16 protein-coding genes are annotated in these 21,166 nt (G+C 43.6%); 10 read left to right on the top strand and 6 right to left on the bottom strand.

The window, feature by feature from the left end:
- Positions 1–61 precede the first annotated feature (61 nt).
- Positions 62–2,866, bottom strand: a complete 2,805-nt coding sequence (plsB, locus tag ACTXGF_RS26410; protein ID WP_443533223.1) for a glycerol-3-phosphate 1-O-acyltransferase PlsB — start codon at positions 2,864–2,866, stop codon at positions 62–64.
- A 247-nt stretch (positions 2,867–3,113) separates the two neighbouring features.
- On the opposite strand from plsB, the gene ybaK reads away from it, so the two are divergent.
- Both ybaK and ACTXGF_RS26400 read left to right on the top strand, forming a co-directional pair.
- Positions 3,114–3,602, top strand: a complete 489-nt coding sequence (ybaK, locus tag ACTXGF_RS26405; protein ID WP_443533224.1) for a Cys-tRNA(Pro) deacylase — start codon at positions 3,114–3,116, stop codon at positions 3,600–3,602.
- A gap of 195 nt (positions 3,603–3,797) precedes the next feature.
- On the top strand, positions 3,798–4,172 hold the full coding sequence (locus ACTXGF_RS26400) for a 5-carboxymethyl-2-hydroxymuconate Delta-isomerase (RefSeq protein ID WP_443533226.1): 375 nt from the start codon (positions 3,798–3,800) through the stop codon (positions 4,170–4,172).
- 113 nt (positions 4,173–4,285) lie between these two features.
- On the opposite strand, the gene ACTXGF_RS26395 is transcribed toward ACTXGF_RS26400, so the two are convergent.
- On the bottom strand, positions 4,286–6,106 hold the full coding sequence (locus ACTXGF_RS26395; protein WP_443533227.1) for an acyl-CoA dehydrogenase C-terminal domain-containing protein: 1,821 nt from the start codon (positions 6,104–6,106) through the stop codon (positions 4,286–4,288).
- Between the two features lie 382 nt (positions 6,107–6,488).
- Between ACTXGF_RS26395 and ACTXGF_RS26390 the strand changes: the two genes are divergently transcribed.
- Positions 6,489–7,610 carry an FUSC family protein gene (locus tag ACTXGF_RS26390; protein ID WP_443533229.1) on the top strand — a complete coding sequence of 374 codons (1,122 nt, stop codon included), beginning with the start codon at positions 6,489–6,491 and terminating at the stop codon, positions 7,608–7,610.
- Between the two features lie 32 nt (positions 7,611–7,642).
- Here the strand turns inward: ACTXGF_RS26390 and aroE are convergent, their stop codons facing one another.
- Positions 7,643–8,506 carry a shikimate dehydrogenase gene (gene aroE, locus ACTXGF_RS26385; protein WP_443533230.1) on the bottom strand — a complete coding sequence of 288 codons (864 nt, stop codon included), beginning with the start codon at positions 8,504–8,506 and terminating at the stop codon, positions 7,643–7,645.
- 490 nt (positions 8,507–8,996) lie between these two features.
- Here aroE and ACTXGF_RS26380 point away from each other — a divergent pair, with 490 nt between their 5' ends.
- Positions 8,997–9,659: a hypothetical protein gene (locus ACTXGF_RS26380; RefSeq protein WP_165598150.1), complete on the top strand. Its 663-nt coding sequence runs from the start codon at positions 8,997–8,999 to the stop codon at positions 9,657–9,659.
- A 3-nt stretch (positions 9,660–9,662) separates the two neighbouring features.
- Positions 9,663–10,691 carry an aminotransferase class IV gene (locus ACTXGF_RS26375; protein ID WP_443533232.1) on the top strand — a complete coding sequence of 343 codons (1,029 nt, stop codon included), beginning with the start codon at positions 9,663–9,665 and terminating at the stop codon, positions 10,689–10,691.
- Positions 10,692–10,694: 3 nt separating this feature from the next.
- Here the strand turns inward: ACTXGF_RS26375 and ACTXGF_RS26370 are convergent, their stop codons facing one another.
- Entirely contained in the window at positions 10,695–10,892 is a 198-nt protein-coding gene (locus tag ACTXGF_RS26370; protein WP_443533233.1) for a DpnD/PcfM family protein, read from the bottom strand.
- A gap of 154 nt (positions 10,893–11,046) precedes the next feature.
- Here ACTXGF_RS26370 and ACTXGF_RS26365 point away from each other — a divergent pair, with 154 nt between their 5' ends.
- Positions 11,047–11,613, top strand: a complete 567-nt coding sequence (locus tag ACTXGF_RS26365; RefSeq protein ID WP_443533235.1) for a hypothetical protein — start codon at positions 11,047–11,049, stop codon at positions 11,611–11,613.
- Here the strand turns inward: ACTXGF_RS26365 and ACTXGF_RS26360 are convergent.
- On the bottom strand, positions 11,605–12,369 hold the full coding sequence (locus ACTXGF_RS26360) for a DpnI domain-containing protein (protein ID WP_443533237.1): 765 nt from the start codon (positions 12,367–12,369) through the stop codon (positions 11,605–11,607). The genes ACTXGF_RS26365 and ACTXGF_RS26360 overlap by 9 nt on opposite strands.
- Before the next feature lie 170 nt (positions 12,370–12,539).
- On the opposite strand from ACTXGF_RS26360, the gene mltG reads away from it, so the two are divergent.
- A complete protein-coding gene (gene mltG / locus ACTXGF_RS26355) occupies positions 12,540–13,829 on the top strand; it encodes an endolytic transglycosylase MltG (RefSeq protein ID WP_201573014.1) in 1,290 nt (429 codons plus the stop codon).
- Positions 13,830–13,917: 88 nt separating this feature from the next.
- Positions 13,918–14,649, top strand: coding sequence for a dTMP kinase (tmk, locus tag ACTXGF_RS26350; RefSeq protein WP_443533239.1), 732 nt, complete (start codon positions 13,918–13,920; stop codon positions 14,647–14,649).
- A gap of 172 nt (positions 14,650–14,821) precedes the next feature.
- Here the strand turns inward: tmk and ACTXGF_RS26345 are convergent, their stop codons facing one another.
- Positions 14,822–17,095: a cation:proton antiporter gene (locus ACTXGF_RS26345; RefSeq protein ID WP_443533241.1), complete on the bottom strand. Its 2,274-nt coding sequence runs from the start codon at positions 17,093–17,095 to the stop codon at positions 14,822–14,824.
- Between the two features lie 877 nt (positions 17,096–17,972).
- Between ACTXGF_RS26345 and ACTXGF_RS26340 the strand changes: the two genes are divergently transcribed.
- Together ACTXGF_RS26340 and ACTXGF_RS26335 are read left to right on the top strand one after the other, a co-directional pair.
- A complete protein-coding gene (locus ACTXGF_RS26340; RefSeq protein ID WP_443533609.1) occupies positions 17,973–19,427 on the top strand; it encodes a Do family serine endopeptidase in 1,455 nt (484 codons plus the stop codon).
- A 265-nt stretch (positions 19,428–19,692) separates the two neighbouring features.
- Complete coding sequence (locus ACTXGF_RS26335) at positions 19,693–20,901, top strand: hypothetical protein (protein WP_443533242.1); 1,209 nt, start codon at positions 19,693–19,695, stop codon at positions 20,899–20,901.
- The last annotated feature ends 265 nt before the right edge of the window (positions 20,902–21,166 follow it).

Here is a 21,166-nt window from a genome sequence, read left to right as displayed (position 1 = left end):
ATCATTAGCGGTCTTTTTTTGTTTAGCTTAAAATCTTAAAGGGTATAGGTATTCGTTAAAATTAACGCTTGCGCCCAAATTTACGCTGTTTTTTATTACTAATCTCAGTAATGGCGTGAGTGATTTCTTCTTCGTCCAAACTAGCAACTTGCTGCAAGATTTGCATCATATCAGGCGTTAGCACGTACTTAGCATGATGAGCAATGTCATTAATACGATGATCAAAGGTCAGTATGCCTGTTTCATCGTCTTTTTGTAGATAGTCAAGACGAGTCAACGCACTAATGAAACTGGTAAACAAGGCGCGATCAAAGAAGTCAGGAATATCATCTGCATAAAGCACAGACAAACGCTGTCCGAGCAGGTGACACAGGTCCACAACTTCGTTTTCAGTTAAATTACCAGAGCCTTGCTGAGCAAGTAGGGCAAGCGTCATAAAGTAACGCTCAAGACTTTGTCCAACTGGAGTTGCCAGCACTTGCAGCTGCTGATAGTGCTTACTATTAGACTCAGGAACACTGAGCGTATCATCACCCAAGTCAACGATGAGTCCATGAGACAGCAGGTTGTCAACTTTCTTATTGAGCGTATCAGCCAAGCCATGTGCTGGATAATACAAGAATAGCTCACTTTGTAAGAACGGATATAGCTGTTCAGCGATACTATCGAGACGGCTGCGTTTGATACGTCCGTTGCGTGCGACTAGTGCAGACAGGAACGACAGCAAAATAAAGACATGCAAAATGTTGTTACGGAAGTAGCTAAGTAATGCCGCTTGCTTACCTGCGACCTGAATGATATCGCCCAAGATATGCGGCGTACGTTCGATAAGTTTTAGCTTAATACCATAATCAATGATTTGCTGCGGCGTCATGTCAGTGATAACCGTATCATCTGAGTAGACCAACTGCTGAGCCAGACCTTGATACAAAGCGATTTGCTCACGGCAGATGTTTTCATCCAATGCCGCCTTCGGTGCTGATAGCAGAACCAATGACAGTAGCGAGACAGGGGTGACGACCGCAGCTTTATTGATATGCTGCATGACTTTCACACCGATGTTATCAACCATAGCGCTGGTCTTTTCATCGAGCGGTGAGTCAGTACGATCGGATGGCAAGCTATTGGCTGGTACATCGAATTTCGTCATAAAATCGCTAAGGTGCAACGGTGTACCAAAGCTCAAGTGCACATTGCCAAAGATACGTTCGATTTTACGACCAACTTTGAGCAGCCCGATCAAAGACTCCGACTCTTTTGGTTTACCTTTTAGCTCACCGACATAAGTGCCGCCTTCCATAATACGCTCGTAACCGATATAAGTCGGAATAAATACCACGGGCTTATTGGTTTGGCGTAATTGGCTATGCACAGTCATCGCTAGCATACCCATTTTTGGCGGTAGCAGGCGACCTGAACGTGAGCGACCCCCTTCGATGAAGTATTCAATCGGGGTGTTACGCGTGATCAGGGTATGCATATATTCGCGCAGTACAGCGGTATATAGTGCGTTACCACGGAAGCTACGACGAATATAAAAAGCAACGGCACCGCGTAATAGTGGGCCTAATACAGGTACATCTAAGTTGTCACCTGCTGCGACATAAGGGATACTCAGGCCGCGTTTGTAGATGACATAAGAAAGCAATAGATAGTCAACATGGCTGCGATGACAAGGCACATAAATCAGCTCATAATCGGTCGCAAGTTCACGTACTCGCTCGAAGTGATGGACTTCTACGCCGTCATATAACTGCGTCCATAACCATGTCAGAAATTTATAAAAACCACGGATGATAGAATGAGAGTAGTCATTGACCATCTCATTAGCATAGCCTCTGGCTTGGCTACGAGCTTCTCGAACGCTAGTCCCTTTTTCGGCCGCTTCCATCTCAATTGCATGTTTGATCGCTGGCGAGTACACCAGTTTGTCTACCAAGTTGCGTCTATCTGATAGATCTGGACCGAGCATGCTAGCACGCTGCTTGTCTAAATAAATCGACAGTTGCTGCTGCAACATACGAACCAGTTCACGATTACTATCAGCTGATGCGACTAGCGCATAGCTTGGTGTCTGCTCAGCGTCAGCTGCGGCATCACTGTTAGTAGCCTTTGTCTCTGTATCGAGTGAATCCGCCGCGGTTAAATCTGCTTTAAGGGCATCTGTAGCAACTGAGTCAAAGGTAGCAGGTCCTTCCACATCGCCTTTAAGATTATCATTGATAATGGTACGTAAGTCTTGCGGTGGGTGAAACTGTACAAAAGTATCGCGGCCCATTACTCCAATATTAAATAATTGTTTAGTGATACTAGGATCTTGCCAGTTGTCAGCAGTCAACAGTTTAAATAGCGAATCTTCCTTTTCAGGTGCGCGTCCCCACAGAATCGATACAGGCACTAGACGTACCTTTAGCTCCGGATATTGCAGTACAGCAGATACTAAGCGAGAAAGGCGAGGAGACAGCTGGCTGTCTTTGGCACTTGGGTGATTCAAAAATATGATGGCCGCATTTTCTTTAATATTATGGGCGGCATCATTTACTCCAACCAGTGCAGGCGGTAAGTTGTGCTCTTGCGTCTGCAAGTCAATCAGAATACTGTTGGAACGAGAGTAGTCCTGTAGTACATAAAACCGTAGCGTCTGATCATCATTATCGAACTCAGGTAACTCGCCTAATAGCTTAGGTTTTACGGCGATATCGAGCATCTGACCTGACAGCTTACGATACAGCTGATTGATCGGTGCATTAGAATAAGGCTTCGTAGCGATTGCATTGCCATCAGTTTCAGCAGTGTCAGTTTCAGACGCACGGTCAGTTGCGACCGGCGCTTTAAAAATCCGTTTTTTTAGGAACTTCGGTATCATAATCAGTATCAAAAATAGTCAAATATGTTGCGCTTATGATGCCATAAAAGCCACCAAAGCGATATATAGTGTCTGTATATACTACCAATATTAATACGGTTTGGTTACGCTGTAGTGAGTGACAAATTACACAAAATGCTCAAACATTTGAAAGTTCATATATTTAGCGTAATAATATATTTTTATCTCCGATGACTCATAAATATAGTGTCCACTTTTCAATTTCATTTTATTAAGCCTAAAACTTATGACTCCAGCTATCGATCTTGCCAAAAAACGTAACCTTGATTACCAGGTACACGAATATATTCACGACAGCAATGCCGCATCGTTTGGTTTAGAAGCCGCAGAAAAACTTGGCGTAGCGGTGGCGCAGGTGTTTAAAACTTTAGTGGTGACGACTGATACTGGCGTACTTGCTGTGGCGATATTACCAGTTGATAAAACACTTAATTTTAAAAAAATGGCCAAGGCATTATCTTCTAATAAATTGCTATCCTGCAAAAAAGTACAGATGGCCGACCCCAAACAAGTAGAACGAAGCACAGGCTATGTGTTGGGCGGTGTCAGTCCACTGGGTCAAAAAAAGCGACTAAAAACCGTCATAGATAGCACAGCTCAAGATCAGCCCACAGTCTATGTAAGTGGTGGTCGCCGCGGTCTAGAGATTGAATTGCCGCCTGCACAGTTGGCCGCGACGCTTGATGCTTGCTTTAGTGATATCACTGATGAATAAAATATCCTACGGTTGTGATAATCTGTTTATCATAAAACCTCCATATTGCTAAGCATATTTATGAGTAATCTATACTGGTTTTGCTTGTATTGAAGATATTTTGGCGCAAGATTATTGTAGATTGACCATAGCGATAAGGCGTAGACTTGTACGCCAACTTATCTATTAATTCTATCTACATTTAAGGACATGCTCATGCCACATTTAACCATTCAAGTGACACCCAACGTCAGTATCGCTCACGAAGAATCATTGCTCAAATCGTTAAACAAAGCATTATGGGATAGTGGTCAGTTTAAGCAACCTGCTGATATCAAAGCCCGCATTGTGCCTATTAAGTCATTTCTAGTAGGTGTTGAAGACGATGAGCAAGCAAATGGATTTATTTATGCCCACCTAAAGCTCATGAGCGGACGCGATATGGCCGCTCGTGACCAGTTGGCTGAACTGTTGGTTGCTACTATCGAGGAAAAAATAGGCGCAGAGCAGTCAGGACGTGCGGCATTGCAGATATGTGTAGAAGTTGAAGAGATAAGTGCGGTCTATCATAAGAAAATGCTTGGTAGCTAACAGTACTTGCCTTAAATTGCTAGTTGCTGTGGATTCCGTATAAGCATATTTTCAGTTAGGCATAAAAAAGCGCCTAAATGATAGGCGCTTTTTTATTAATTATCGATGCAGTTTTAATCTAAGAAAGCAAAGTGATCGATTTCCATTGATGTCATGCTTTCGCTTGGTGCAACCATCGCTTCTGCGTGACCAGACGTGCGTGGTAGCAACTTATCAAAGTAGAATTCAGCAGTCTGAATTTTTGCTTTATAGAACTCTAGTGCTTCTGTGCCGCCATTTTCTAGCTTTTCATAAGCGACAGCTGCCATACGCGCCCAATGATAACCCATCATCACATAGCCTGAGTACATTAGGAAATCATCTGATGCTGCTGAGATGATTTCACGGTCTTTACGTGCCATCAGCATCAAGCGTACAGTCAAGGTATTCCACTCAGCACATAGTTTGGTTAGTGCCCAAACGAATTTACGCATGTCTTTATCCAGAGCATACTCACCACACCATTTCATGATACTAGAGGTGTAATCACGGATGATTTTACCTTTAGACTGCAAGATAACCTTACGGCCTAGTAGATCAAGCGCCTGTACGCCAGTGGTGCCTTCGTACATCGTTGCGATACGAGCATCACGAGCGATTTGCTCCATGCCCCATTCTTTGATGTAGCCGTGACCACCATAGACTTGCTGACCATGCTTAGCAGCTTCGATACCTAGCTCAGTTAAGAAGCCTTTTAGAATTGGCGTATAGAAGCCCAATTTGTCGTCCCACTTTTCGAACTCTTCATCATCGCCATTAACGATACCTTGTGCCATTTTATCGGCATAACGTGCTGAATGATAAATCATTGAGCGACCGCCTTCAGCAAAGGCTTTTTGCGTCAGTAGCATACGGCGTACGTCAGCATGATGGATGATAGCATCAGCTACTTTTTCAGGATCTTTAGTACCAGATAGCGTACGCATAGAACGACGCTCTTTGGCATATGGCAAGGCATTTTGGAAAGACAATTCAGTATGGGCCAGACCTTGGATGCCAGTACCGATACGAGCCGTGTTCATGAATGTGAACATGGCTTTTAGGCCTTTGTGCGGTTCGCCGATTAGATAGCCGACTGCGCCGTCAAAGTTCAATACACACGTCGAAGATGCGCTGATGCCCATTTTGTGCTCGATTGAACCACAAACTACGGCATTGCGCTCGCCAGCTTCACCTTCAGCGTTTGGCGTGAATTTTGGTACGATAAATAGTGAGATACCGCGTGTGCCTTCTGGTGCATTTGGTAGGCGTGCTAGAACGATATGGACGATATTATCTGTTAAGTCATGCTCACCGCTTGAGATAAAGATTTTGGTACCGCTGATTTTATAGGTACCGTCATCTTGTGGAATGGCTTTCGATTTAACTTGACCCAAATCCGTACCACACTGTGGCTCAGTCAGACACATGGTACCTGCCCATGAGCCTTCGACCAGTTTAGGTAAATAAAGTGCTTTTTGCTCGTCAGTACCGTACTGAAGCAGCGTGTTGATACAACCTGTTGACAGACCAGGATACATCGACCATGACCAGTTAGCAGTACCGATCATCTCAGCTTTAATAAGGTTGATTGACGTTGGCAGATTCATACCACCGAATTCTTCAGGATATGAGATACCTTGCCAGCCGCCTTCTACAAACTGGTCATAAGCCTCTTTGAAGCCTTTTGGCGTGGTCACGACGCCATCTTCAAAATGACAGCCTTCTTCACCACCTGATTGATAGAGCGGGGCAATGACGTTTTCAGCAAAATCAGCCATGCCTTGTAGAATCATGTCTACAGTTTCAGGATCAGCATTTTCGCCGTTGTCTAAGCTTTTATAATGCGTCTGATAGTCAAATACATCATTAATCAAAAATTTGATATCACGTAAGGGGGCTTTGTAAGTTAACATAATCGCTCTCTTTGGTTAGTTCGCTATCATAGACTTATGGCGCAATATTTGAGTCACAACTTATGTAAGCGATATTTACTTATTTTAGATGAGCTAGACGTTATATTAGTCATCAAGTGAATTATTAGTGGACAGCTTTCCAGTGTATTAGTTATTAGAACGTCTTTAGCGACGGACAGCTGTTATGGCGTTGATATGATTATAAATCTTCTACAGCGACAAATATACAACTAATAACTATTATTCATGATTAATTATGTTATTAATTCGTTTTAGTTTGTATAGGTAAATTGTATCTTCGCTTGAAATTATTCTATAAAGGGCTATGTAGACTCATCTAAATTCAAAGAAAAATGGACTTATCAAATAGGAAAAGCCATTTATGAGCACCTCAAAAAAGCAACAGCGAGTCTCTTGGTTGAGCACACTATTAACTCGTATTAAGGGGTTAATCGATGGTGAGCTAAGTCATTTACTCACAGTCAATCGTAGTCACCGACCATGGCATATGCCAATCATCGCAGCGATTGCGATTAGCTTTCCGGTGTTTGTAGGGGCTCATTTTGGTGACTTGTCTTCAGGTATCAAAGCCTCGCTAGGCTCAATGATTATTTTAAACCTACCATTTGCAGGCGGGCTACCACATCGGCTAGTGACGGTCATGGCTTGGGGGTTTGCGATGATACTCAGCTTTGCACTGGGTCTGATCGCGCAGCTATTGCCAGTGCTGCGATTACCTGTGTTCATGTTGATTGGCATTAGTGTAGTGATGCTAGGTCGTTACTATCGGCAACCACCACCAGCGGGGTTGTTTGTGTTGATGGCGGGTGCGATTGCGCTATTTATCCCTGTGCCGATTGAACAAGTGCTTTCAGCAATAGGGCTTGTGATATTGGGTAGTGGCTCCTCGATGTTGCTAGCGCTACTCTATAGTTTGTTCTTATTGGTGACGCGTCCTGTTGCTTCTGTACCTGTTTATGACTATCAGCCGGATATGATTAGCGATAGTCTTATCGTGGTAAGTTTCGTCAGTTTGGCATTGGTCGTCGCCGTTCTGTTAGAGCTGCCTTATCCATATTGGGCAGCGATGAGCTGCTTTATTATCATCCAAGGTATGCAGCTACGAACCATGTGGATCAAACAGTTGCATCGATTATTAGGTACATTGGCTGGCATGGGCGTGGCAGGTTGGATGCTGTCTTGGGGACACTCGGTATGGGGCATCGCTATCGCGATATTATGTATGATGTTTTTGATTGAGTCATTTGTGGATCGGCATTATGGACTGGCGGTGATATTTATCACGCCGCTGACGATATTTATCGCTGAGTATGGTAGTACGATGTCAGTGCCACCAGTCGCTGGAGACGTTATCCAAGCGCGTATGATTGATACGGCGCTCGGCTGCGTGATTGGATTGAGCGGTGGTCTGGCGATACACTCTACGCGATTGCGTGTACCGCTACGCCGTTTTGAAAATTGGCTGTTACTACGTTTTAGTTAATAGGGTAGAGCTTTACAAAGATTTTTCTTTGATTAACTGTCTTTATTTAGCGCTGTTGTCGCTTGTGCGACATCGATAGTATGCCCAGTCCAACGCTCAAAGCTTAAAGCGGCTTGACCGATAAGCATACCGTAGCCTTCAGAGGTCTGTGCGCCGCGAGCGGCAAAATGCTGTAAAAATGGTAGCGGACGACCATACATCATGTCGTAAGCGTACTGACAGTTTAGAGTATCATCCAGCGGCAACGTATCACCTGACAAGCCAATCGAGGTGGCATTAATGATAATGTCAAAAGAGCCACTGAGTTCATTGGTCGCGCAAACCTCGATGTTTTGGTTATCGATTATTGAGCTGGCCGCGCTTAGCTCATTTACCAAATCGGCTGCCTTAGACACGGTGCGATTGGCAATCGTGAGAGAGCCAATACCCGCTTCAAATAACGGCAATATTACGCCACGAGCGGCACCGCCTGCACCTATTAGCGCCACACGAGCATCGGTCAGTGGCCAGTCCATACTCATAATGTGATTGATAAGTCCTTGTCCATCCGTGTTATCACCATAGAGTGCTTCGGTGATTGGTACGCCGCTTTCTAATAGTGCTTTGTTCAACAGTAATGTATTGACCGCGCCTGCCGTCTTGGCATGTTCTGATAAGCCACCACGCGCCGCACAGCAATCATAAGCAACTTGTTTAAAAGGAACTGTCACGTTAGCGCCCACACCGCCACCACAAAAAAATGCCTCAACGACAGCTGTAAAACTGGCGGCATCATCAGGGCAGTACTGACGCTGATAGCTAATATCAATCCCTGCTTGGATAGCAAACTGCTCATGAATCTCAGGAGATTTACTATGGGCAATTGGATTGCCAATAACGATAAAGTGTTGGGTCATAAATAATCCGCTGGCTAGAAAATAAAAATACTATCAAAGAAGCACTAAGTGGCGCTCAATCATCATAAGTGATAACGCTATGATTGACAAACCAAGAGGCTATCGCCAATCAATGATTAGGAAGTGACAGAGTTAGTCATAGACTGTCTTATCGCTTTTGAAAATAAATTGTGACATTGAAGCAAACATACGCTAAACACGCGCAAGCAGTTTTCTACTTTCTACTGAAGAGAAAGTCGTTTTGGTACGTTATATATTTAACAAATCTGTACTCTCGGGGAGTGCTCCGCGTAACGTAAGAGGTAGTCAAGTGCTGAGCAGTTGGGTAAACTATAAAATATGGAAACCTATATCAATATGCTGTAATGACTGCTAGATTATAATATTTGTGAAATATGCTCTTTATTGAAAACTATTCGTTATCAGCGGCGTTCCTGCCAGCTCGTTAATACTATTTCGAGATCAATCTAAAAGTGTGAGTAAATTATCCATGTGGAATCCTAACCTACAGACCCTTCTAGTCGGTACGATAATGGCAGTTGGTGTGACGCTCAGTGGCTGTGACAGCACCAAAGAAGATGCTCCAAATCCAGATGCTGAGACCACTGAGCAGGCAACGACGAATGAGCCAGTACAGGACAGCGCAAACAATCCTGACCTAGATGGCGCCACTGCTCAGCAAGGCACGCCAGTGAGATATGATGTTGCAGCATGGGGTACGGATAAGGTTGAGTCGCTCGCTGTAGATGAGTTAGATAGTATAAAATCGGTGTTTGGCGAAGTGATGAGCACTGACGAAAACAGCTTGGACTATGCCAGTAATCCAGCGGCAAAATATCGCTTTATGAAAACGGACGCGCCTTATCTAGATATTATCGACTCTGAAAAATATCTAGAGCTTGGCTGGTACTATGCCAATCCTACTGACACAGATAAAGAAAAAGAGCTGAGCCAAAACCACGCCAAAAAAGCCTATCAGTTATCGCGTCAATTGATGGGTGATGATGGCGGAAAAATGGTTGCTGATATGCTCAATAGTCAAATCATCAAAAATAGAATCGTCGGTGGACAAAAGATAGAGCTAGCAAAATGTGAGTTCTACAGTTGCATGCTAGTTATCAATAAAGCCGCTGCTCAAACAGACAATAGCTAAGTCATGACCGATACGACGTCAGTGCCAAACGGTTGGGTGTGTCTGTACCCACAAGGCGATAGGGTGACCGAAGATAGTAGTTTGATCGAAGACAATAGTGTGACCGAAGATGATAGGGCAACCAGCCAAACGGTAACCATATCTTTAGATAATCGCGGGCTGGCATACGCTGACGGCTTCTTTACCACTATGGGTGTCATCGATGGGTTGATACTGTGGTCAGATTATCATTATCAGCGGCTTGTCTCTCATGCTGAAGCCTTGCAGCTAAACATGAATAGCGAAGAGCTATTAGCAGTACTGCAACTGTATGCCCAGCAGTTAGAGCAAGGTATGCTCAAGCTAGTAGTTACTCGCGCTGCGCAGAATGTACGCGGTTATGGTTATACACCTAATGCAAATGGTAGCGACTGTGAGATATGGCTAAAGGCTACCGCAATGAGAGTTTCTACTGCGCTACAACTGTCTTTGCCTGATGGAAACTTGGTACCTATCCAACCTTATGCTTCGGCAATATGTTTGTCTTCTCAGATTGCTTGCTTACCGCCACCGTTGGCAGGTCTCAAGAGCCTTAATCGTTTAGACAATGTCCTCGCTAGTGGTGAACTACAGCGGATAAAAGCTGAGCCATTGGCATCAAATCTTGCTTCAACACTTGGTGAAGGACTGCTACGCGATATGAGTGGGCAGTGGGTTGAGGGTACGATGAGTAATGTTTTCTACCAATTGGCAGAAGAGTCGCTATCAGAATCCAAAACTACCTCTAGTATTCATAAAGATAATGAAGATTACCTAACCACCGGTCAGTGGTACACCCCTTCTATGGCTCAATCGGGCGTCGCGGGCGTCATGCGTCAGGTAATTATAGATGCACTATCGACGACGCAATATCCAGTCATAATCAGGTCGCTACAAGATGAGGATTTGCCTAAATTAACGCACCTCTTCTTTTGCAATGCACTGCGCGGTATCATGCCAATGAGCAGTCTGACGTTGTTGTCAGGTGATGTTGTGGATTTTGAATCTGCCTAGTTGTTATTGAAAGATATTGAATTGGGTATCAATAAAATCATCTGGATATAAAACCACTTGCTCATTTCTATACATTTTTTGCGCTTTTAAAAGGGCACTTTGCTCATCTTCAGCGACAACATCCACGATAGTGCTTAATGTTTCGACAATTTCAACTTGAAAGGTTTGTGCTGCCTTTTTATCTTTTCTTATTATATTCACACTCGATTCTCATATATCACTTCAGTCATTTATACAAGTAGATTAGCAAAAGCCCTCAAAAGAAGTGATCGTCTTTTGTTACGCAGACTTGTGCCATAAAGCAAATCGATCAATGATCCTTTTTCAATAGACATGGTTAAAAGGACAATATCGCATGCGTTTAATATATGAAAAGGTAAGGGTTCCAATACAAATCAGACGTTTGATGGTGTTCGATGAAATTTGTAGATTGGCCAAAGCTAAGCCTAATAAAATCGTGCATTTGTCGCCTTATACTCAATTGGCTTTTGGTGTCATATATTTAAAAGACCTTAAAAGGTTTGTGGCTTTTGGAGGTATGTTTGAGTATGCGCATACGCGAGAAGAAGTCATTGAGCAGGGTATCGATGTTATTGCTAATGATGAATTGGTGATGTGTGCATTGACGGTTAATCTAATTCCTTTCACCAAACCTGCACGCAACTCGGTACAGCTGTTATGGCAGTGGAATCGCTATGTGCGTAATCGATTGCATGCTTATATTGACTATCGTGAAGAGCATTTTTTCAAAATCAATGATGAAATTGATTGGGAGTATCCAGCACATAAGTTTCATCAGCGCCTTGTGGCTACTGCGCGATTACCACTATGGGATGATAGAGGTGAGCTGATTGCCGATGTGTACCGTGACAAAAAAAGACAGCCAAAACCTAAGCACTACAACGAGAAGCGACTAGTATAATTTTCGATAATAACCACGGCTTATAAATTCAATAATGCCTTTATCTCGTAATACTTGTAATTGCTGGCGGATTTTATCTTTTACATGGTTGTTTTCAGGATGTTTGAGCTGCAACTCATCAGCAAAAGCATAGACTTGATTGAGAGAAAAACTGTCATCGAGTCGGTCGATACATTGCCAGATATCGAGTGTCCAACCGCGTGAAGCCATAGATTGCTTGCGTAAAAATAAAGTCTTTTGGAAATGTTGGGTGACATTTTCACGCGGTATAACTTGTTGGTCTTTGACCAAAAATACTTTGCCCGATTCGGGTACTTGGCGTAAGTCAATATTGCAACCAACCCAACCTGCTCGTTTGGCATTCACTGATAAGGGTTTACGCTTAACAATAATATCGGGTGTAAAGAAATGCTTAGGAATAATCAGAAAATTATTGACGGTGTATTCTTTTGAGTAGGTTAAAAAGAAAAAGCTGGGATTGTTCTTACTATTGATACGCTCAATCATCGTCTTATAAGCGCCATCATTGACAATATTGCTTAACTTGGCTTTTTTACTTTTTAGCTCATATTGCTCATTACAATTTTCGCAATAAAAATCAGCGACAGGTTTGTTATTAGCAAACTCAGCAAGCGATTGGGCGCTACAATTGGTGCAGTAACTATTTTCTTTTACCCATGCTTCGCTGAGTACACGAACTTTTTGAGGTTCAGAGTGATAGTTTTTAGCAAGACTTTGGTTAAAATGTAGGTTCATAAGATATTTTTATTATTAATAGATAAGCTGAGAATACTGAAAAAAACGCTTAAGTATTAAGCCATATAAACGGCTATCAATAGCAAGATAATTCATAAGCTAAGCAAATACCATTGAAAATCGCACGGTTCAGTGCTAAATTCTAGCAAACATCTGCCTCGCGAGTTGCCATGAGCAAGCCTACACCCAATATACCACCTGAACGTCCCAATGAGTCGCCGTCAAACAAACAAGATGGCACAGTCGAGGAGCGTGTCGATACCACGCTGCCGGACGCGCAACCAGTGGTAGATGAGGTGGAAGACACATCAGCAACGCCAGCAACCAACGTCTCGCTCATCAGTGGTAACAGTAAACCGCGTCAATATAAAGTCAACAACCCATCGTTTTTTATGCAACGTGGCTATCAAGTGCTGCTAGTGCTAGGGCTAATTGCTGCATTTTTCTTAGTCATGGTTTATCAGACGTTGTTTGGTCGTATCGAGCAGCCACAGCAAATGGTCACGATTGAGCCAGGTCAGACGTATTATGGTCTACTACCGCAGTGGCAGCAGCAGATTCCGCTGTTTTCGGCAGGCGTGGCCAAGCTGTATATCAAATCGCAAGTCGATGCGCCGTTGCATGCTGGTACGTATCAATTACCCGAAAACCCGACTATCGCTGAGGCGCTACAGATACTAGGTCAAGGTGCAAAAGCGGCCATGGTCAAAGTGCAAATCATCGAAGGTAAGACATCTAAAGACCTTTATCAAGCGCTGCGTGATAATGACAAAATCGAAAAAGAAGTACTGACCGCAGATAGTGACAATGCGAGTATTGCACAAGCACTAGATTTGACGGGTGTACTGCCAGATAGTGTGGCTAATAGCAGTGACCCGATTGTTAACTATAATCTTGAAGGTTGGTTCGCGCCTGATACTTATTATTACGGTGAAGGAACCAGCGATAAAAAAGTATTGACTGACCTGTATAAGCGTCAGCAGCAGGTACTGACTGATGCGTGGGAAAATCGTGCGCCGAATCTGCCTTATAAGAGTCCATATGAAGCGTTAGTGATGGCGTCTATTATCGAAAAAGAGACCAGCGTTGCTGATGAACGTCCTTTAGTCTCTGCCGTATTTAGAAATCGCTTAAATAAAAACATGCGTATGCAGACGGACCCGACCATTATCTATGGTATGGGCAGTCGTTATGATGGCAATATCCGCCGCAAAGACATCAATGAAAAAACATCTTACAACACCTACCAAATTGATGGTTTACCGCCAACGCCAATTGCGCTACCATCGGCGGCCTCTATCGAAGCGACCTTACATCCTGCCGATAGTGAAGCGTTGTATTTTGTGGCAACGGGCAATGGCGGGCACAAATTTACCAACAGCTTGGCTGAGCACAATCAAGCGGTAAAAGACTATCTCAGTGTCATGCGTGAGAAAAAATCTCAAACGCCGCCGCAGTAATACTCCTTCTCAATCTTCTTAAAAAACTTATCGTTTATTGAGTGCTACAAAGTAGAGGTAGCGCTCATCAATGACATAAGGTCATATCATGTCAGTATCTATGCACACCAGCGTAACACCGTCACATACCAATACACCATCATCGAATCTACCTGAATCAAGTGCTTCAAATACGGAGGCGGCACCTACTTTAGGCCGCTTTATTAGTTTTGAAGGAACCGAAGGCGTAGGCAAAACTACCGCGATTGAACAGTTATGCTTGCGCTTAGAAGCTAATGGCATCTCGTATCTACGTACTCGTGAGCCGGGTGGCAGCCCATTTGCCGAGCAATTGCGTGATATATTATTAGATCCGGCGACTGATATCGAAGACGATACTGAGCTGCTACTATTGTTTGCGGCGCGCTGTGATCATATGCAGCAGGTCATTCTACCAGCGCTTCAAAATGGTACTTGGGTGATATGTGACAGGTTTACCGATTCTACTATCGCGTATCAGGGCTTTGGGCGTGCGTATGGCGACGAGTTGGTACGCGGCAAAATTGATATGCTCATTAATCAATTTGTGACGCAGCTTCCTGAGCTGACGTTGTGGTTGGATTTGCCAGTAGCAGAGGGTATGAAACGTGCCAATAAGCGCAGTGCGGCAGATCGTTTTGAGCAGCAGGCTACCGAGTTTTTTACTTGGGTACATACTGGTTTTAGCCAGCTTGCGAGCGAGTATCCTGAGCGTATACAGCGTATTGATGCATCGGGCAGTACGGATGATGTGAGTGCACGTATATGGCAGACAGTTATGGACAGATTCGATATCAAATAATTAGGTTTTGCTAAGTAGGTTTATAGATTTATAAGGCAGTTAGATGTATCGATAGCCAGTCAGCTAGTTAGACAGTCAGTTAGCACCAATAAAAAGCCCCAGCACATTGCTGGGGCTTTTTGTTAAGGTAAATATTTTATCTTTAAATCAATAAAGCAGATAACTACGCACGTTATTTGTCATCTATTTTATCTACTTTTACATCCTCAGTAGTAGCGATAGAGGCGTCGCTATCCTGAGCAGAGTCAGGTAGACGATTTGGATCAAGCGCGCCTTTTTTGTTTTTAGGCGCACTGCCATTGCCATTACTGTTCGTAGAAGTTTTGGTCTTCGAAGTCGCTGTCGAATTTGCAGACATGACGCCTTTATTATCCACATTAGTAGCAGATGTTTTTGGCTCTTCTACTGGCTCACTTTTCTCTACAGTAGTGCTAGAAGGTGACTTAGTCTCGGTGCTACTGCTTTGAGTAGTTGATGACTGATTAGCAGTGTTTTGCTCATCATTTTTGTCACTATCTACCGAAGACTCTGGCGCTGCTGTCTGACTGTCATCAGGGCTAGGCTCCTGCTCTTTGCGCTTTTCAGGGGCTTTTGAGTTAGACTCAAAGTTAGCATCAGCTGCCATGCGAGCCTGCTCTTGCTTAGGCGTTACATCGACTGGCTTCGGCTGTACTTCATCGTCTACCACTAGCGATATAAGCTTACGGTCACGAGGAACAGTACCATCAAAATTATCGGTGATGACGTGCAGTTTGCCTTCTTTATCTACCGTATATAGCGGTACGAATTGCTTATTATCCGCTTTATATTGCTCAAAGCTATAGCTATCCGTGATGTTGGTAATCTTAATTCGAGCTTTTTTGGACAGCATACTGGCAAGCTTGGTATAGGTTACATCTTTGCCAAACAACCACTGTGAATGGAAGTTCGATTGCTTGTCATCACGCTCGCTTTTGACTTTCTCATCACTGAATTTAAGACGGTATAGCTTACGCTCACCAAATTCATGACGATAGTGAATCTCGGACAATGTATTCATTTCTTTGTCCATACTCATCGCAAACAAGCGACCAATACCGATTAGATCTAGATGATGATCTGCGTGATCAGAGATAGGGTTGCCAAAGTAAGTACGCAGACCGCTCATGCGTGCGCGTGCAATATTGGTGTAGTTATTGTGCGCAACGATGACATCAAAGCCTTGGTCTTTGAGAGAGGTAGCAATCAATAACGCAATTGGGTTTGAGCCGACGATGAGAATACCGTTGGTCTCAGGCTCACGTACGCCAAGTAAATTGCCGACGACTTTTGCACCTAGACCCTGAATCATGACCGTACCAATGATGACCATAAATACCAGAGGTACAAGTAGCTCTACGCCCTGAATATCATACTCTTGCAAACGAATCGCAAACAGGGATGAGATAGCAGCGGCAACGATACCACGTGGGCCAATCCAGCTAATCATCAGCTTTTCATTGGTCTTAAGGTTCGAGCCGATAGCCGATGCCCAGACTGATAGTGGACGTGCCACAAACATCACGATAGCGAGCAGCACTAGCCCTGCAAAACCAACGCTGAGCAAGCTTGCCAACTCTACACGCGCCGCCAGAATAATGAACAGCACTGAAATCAGCAGAATGGTCAACGACTCATTGAACTCTAAAATCGTCTCACGGGGGAATTTTGGCCAGTTCGCCAATGCCACGCCCAGTACTGTGACGGTCAATAGACCTGACTCATGCTCTAGGTGATTCGATATTGAAAATAAGACCAGTACAAATGCTAGAGTAAACACATTACGCAAAAACTCAGGAATCATATGACGACGCATAAGGAACGCAAGTAACCAAGCGCCCGCCATACCCATTGCAGTCGCCAATACGACAATCTTAGCAAACAGTAGAATACTACTGGCTTCGCCGCCTGAGATAATGTACTCATAGACCAATACCACAGCGATAGCGCCGATGGGGTCAATGATAATACCTTCCCACTTCAAGATGTTGGAAATGGTTTTGTTAGGGCGTACACTACGCAGCAGTGGCATAATGACCGTTGGACCAGTCACACAGACTAGCGCACCGAAGAGTAGAGCAATCAATGGATCGACATCAAATAGTAAATAAGTCGATAGGGCCACGATAGCAATGGTAATCAGTACACCGACCGATACCAGCATCTGTACCACGGTACCATGTTGCTTAATCTCATCGAACTCTAGCGTTAGCGATCCTTCAAATAGGATAATCGCTACGCCCAAAGAGATGAAAGGAAACATCAGCTCGCCCAATACCAGATCTGGGTCAAATACACCCAGCACTGGCCCGACGATAATACCAATCAGTAATAAAAATAAAATGGATGGTTGCTTTAAATACCAAGCCAACCATTGGGCGGCAATGCCAATCCCAACCACGCCGGATAGCAAAAGGGCGGTATCCATAAATTAATCCTTTTATAATCTTGTCATATTTTATATCTATCGATAGCTGTTATAAGATAGTCGCTACCGTTTATTTAACAATAAGTTGTTATCCGTTTTTGTTGTAGCCAAGCTATCGCACTGATAGCCATCATGAATCACAACATAAGCTAGATATGATATAACTACTATAAAGTAGCAAAGACAAAAGCGTTTCTAGATAAATCACAATACGCTAGAAATGCAAAAGATGGAAAACAAGAGTGATGATAGCCAGTTTATAAGCCTGCAATAAACAGCCTCATATACAAGCTAACTTTTGTTTGTTTAGTAAAATATTTGGTTTGACATCATACCATGATTTTATTTCGAGCTGATGTAAGCCGTACCTGCTAAAAAGCTATCTCACGGCCATAAAAGTATACGAAGCCCATATGAAATAACGCTGCCTTGGGTTATCCTGCACTATGCAAAAGGCATTAGCATCATACTTTAAGTTTTTATTTATCATACAGTAGCTGCGTGGGGCATGCACGTCGTGCACAGGATAATAGTGTTAGCGTCATGAAATGTCATATACTGATTGCTGACATGGTTTATTTTTATAAGACACTATTAATCATGTTCTACACTATTAACCACCTTCTAAAGACAAGCGCTCTATAAATATTCAAATAGTGAGTAGTGATAAAAATAAGCGTAAAGTAACTGCTAAATAGGTATGACAGGAAGCTCGAATAAAAGTGCTGCGTAGCATAAATAGACAAGATAAATAGATAAAAGAATATAATTTTACCAAATAGTAACGAATAGGGGCATGCCGCTTGGTGTAGTCGCTATCGCTGACAATCATAACGTGGCTGTTAATAGCAGCGATTACTCATATGGAGGACACAAAATGCCTATCAATATGTTCAAAGGACAGACCACTGCCGATATGCAGCGCTGGTTACAACGTAGTGCGCTGGCATTCGCTATTAGTACCGCTATGTTTGCTAGTATCAATGTCACGACGATAAACAGTGGGCAGGCTGCAGTCACTACGGCTGATTTTTCTGGTTTGGTGCAACAAGTCACGCCAGCAGTGGCACGCGTCAATGTCACCAAAACGATTAGTGAAGCTGAGCTTGCTAAGGCTCAGACTGCTGAAGTGTTGCGTCAGTTCTTTGGTGATCGTCTGCGTATACCGGATCGAGTCGCGACGCCAGCGATTGAACATGCTTATGGTACGGCCTTTTTTATTACCTCCAATGGATATATGCTGACCAACCATCATGTCATCGCAGGTGCGGACAAAATCACTGTGACGCTCAATGATAGAACCGAGCTTGATGCAATTTTGGTTGGTAGTGACGAGCGCTCAGATGTGGCTGTGCTAAAAGTTGAGGGCAGTCAATTTCCAGCCCTGCCTATCGGCGACTCCAGTGGTCTAAAAGTAGGGGAGCCAGTATTAGCAATCGGTTCGCCGTTTGGTTTTGACTATTCAGCCTCTGCTGGTATTGTCAGTGCCAAGTCGCGTAGCTTCTCGCGTGAGACCAGTGTGCCATTTATCCAAACGGATGTGGCACTAAACCCTGGTAACTCTGGCGGACCACTATTTAACCAGCGCGGCGAAGTGATTGGAATCAATTCGCGTATTTTTAGTGGTACTGGCGGTTATATGGGACTGTCATTCTCTATCCCTATTGACGCTGCCATGGACATTTATGAGCAGCTAAAAAACGACGGTGAAGTGGCGCGTGCATATCTAGGAATCTATCCACAAGATATCGATCGCAATCTGGCCGAGGCTTATAATTTAGAGCGCCCTCAAGGTGCCTTACTGACTCGCGTATCACCAGATTCACCAGCACAAAAATCAGGCCTAAGACCTGGTGACATCATTTTGCAATACAATGACGTACAAATCATGGAGGCATCTGATTTGCTGAACTTGCTCAATCGAGCGCGTCCAAGCGATCCCTTCCGTGCACGGATTCAGCGTAACGGTAAGCAGATGGTGATTAACGGTAAGCTCGCTTATGCGCCTAATGATGTAAGAGCACAGAGCGGTGATGAGCAAAATGATGATGTACAGTTGGGCTTGCGTTTACGCGATTTGACGGCAGATGAACAAGCAGAAATTGCTGTCGATAACAAAACTGGCATATTGGTTACTACAGTTGATCCTACTGGATTGGCCGCGCGCTCAGGGATTTTGGCAGGTGATGTCATCACTAACTTTCATCAAAAGCCGATCGAAACAGTAGCAGACTTTTCAGGTGCTATCTCATCTCTTCCTAAAAAAGGCGTGGTCACTATAGAAGTTATACGCCAAGGCATTCCTGCTATTATTGGTCTGCGTATTGAGTAGGTGTCATGATTAAAGCGTGACTGTTAATGTGGCTAATAATGTAACTCAGATTACGGTGCAGAGTATAAAGGCAGCGCGCACGTCAATAATTGTGCTTGTCTATCATGGAGGTCGACCTCTATAATGTTTGGTTTTTTATCAAACAGCTAAGAGTAAGACCTCAACAGCAATCCATTCGTTAAATGAGTTATTGATCGATCAATAGGCTCTAAGGTGGGCCGAGTCGCTTAGTAGGCTCGTACCATTATGCAACCGCTAGGTAATTATGACTGACCCCGCTCTACATACGCTTATTACAACGACGTCAGCAGCACTGCTAGCGTACATTGCACTGTGGTCAGGGCTACAAACGTTTAATGCCAATCCTACCAAGCGCTTTATGCGCATTTGGGTGAAGCTCGCATTGTATTATGCCGCTTACACAATGCCTGTTTGGGCGATATTGCTTATCATGGTTTGGTCACAGAACCTGATACCGATGTTAGCGCAGCTATCATTACCTGCCGTACTGATGGCAATATTGATGATGGGCTTATACTTTTATACTGTCATTGTACAACCCAACCGCTTGCGACTAGAGCATCATTCTATTGACTTAGACTTGTCTACACCGCTCAAAGTCGCCGTATTGGCAGATTTGCGTATAGGAATATACGGTGGTAAGCCGCGTCATATTCGCAAGCTGGTCTCTACTATCAACGCCTTATCAGCAGATGCCGTACTGATTACTGGCGACTGGCTATATTATCCAAGTGCAGATTTAGTAGGCCAGTTAATGCTATTTAAAGGGGTGAATAAACCTGTTTATACAGTCATGAGTACCTCGGACTTGCGTTATCAATCTATGAATACGACCAAACAAGGTCAGCCACTATTAGAAGATACGTTGGCCAGTACTTTTGATGTACTCGATATTAACTATATCGGTCAGCAATGTACGTCGCTGCCACTCAAGTGTGCAAGAGCAACAAATAAGCAGTCAGTCGTCAATCAGTCGACTAATCAAACTCATAATCAAGACAGTGTTGAGCAAGAAAATCCGAATACAAATCCATTAGTAGCGGTGCTTTGTGGCTGGCAAGATGTACCCAAGCAGTCTACAGATATCGAAACGTCAGAGGCGACTGATAAAGCAATGCTTGGAACAGAGATTGCCAATGCCACCAGTCCAGTGATTATCTTAGCATCACGATTTGATAGTATCAGTGATCTGCCAAAATCTTTACAACCACGTCCTTTATTGATAACAGGCGCTGCAAAGGCTATTCAAAAAAATATCCTGCTTGCTCAAAAACAAAACGATATTCGACGTAGTAGTGAGCAATCAGCATTGCTATATAACAGTCGCATGGGTAAGCAGCGCGGCTTATATCAACATGCAAGTGCACAGATATTTGTTAGTAGCGGCATCGGTACGAGAGGGTTGCCTTTTCGATTCTATCGACCTACTATCGATGTGTTGACGATTCGTTAATATTACATAAGAGACTTATCAGCGTACATTGATTGCGCTAAACTGTTCCTTTAATGATGTAACTATTCATCTACAAGGTTTTAGTTCAAGTTCTATAAATTTAAGCGAAAAATAATGCCCATTTTTTGGTACTAAATTTATGGGCTGACTGCCAATTGATTGATAGCGGTCAAATCAAAATATGCTACACTAACGAGCACTCTTATTATTATATTTCTATCGGTTAGTAAGCAGGCCTTTACTCTTGGTAGATTGCCATCACGAT

Origin of the sequence: Psychrobacter sp. 1Y6, assembly GCF_052258385.2 — a bacterium.
GTDB lineage: Bacteria > Pseudomonadota > Gammaproteobacteria > Pseudomonadales > Moraxellaceae > Psychrobacter.
This window is presented reverse-complemented; position numbering and strand designations above follow the sequence as displayed.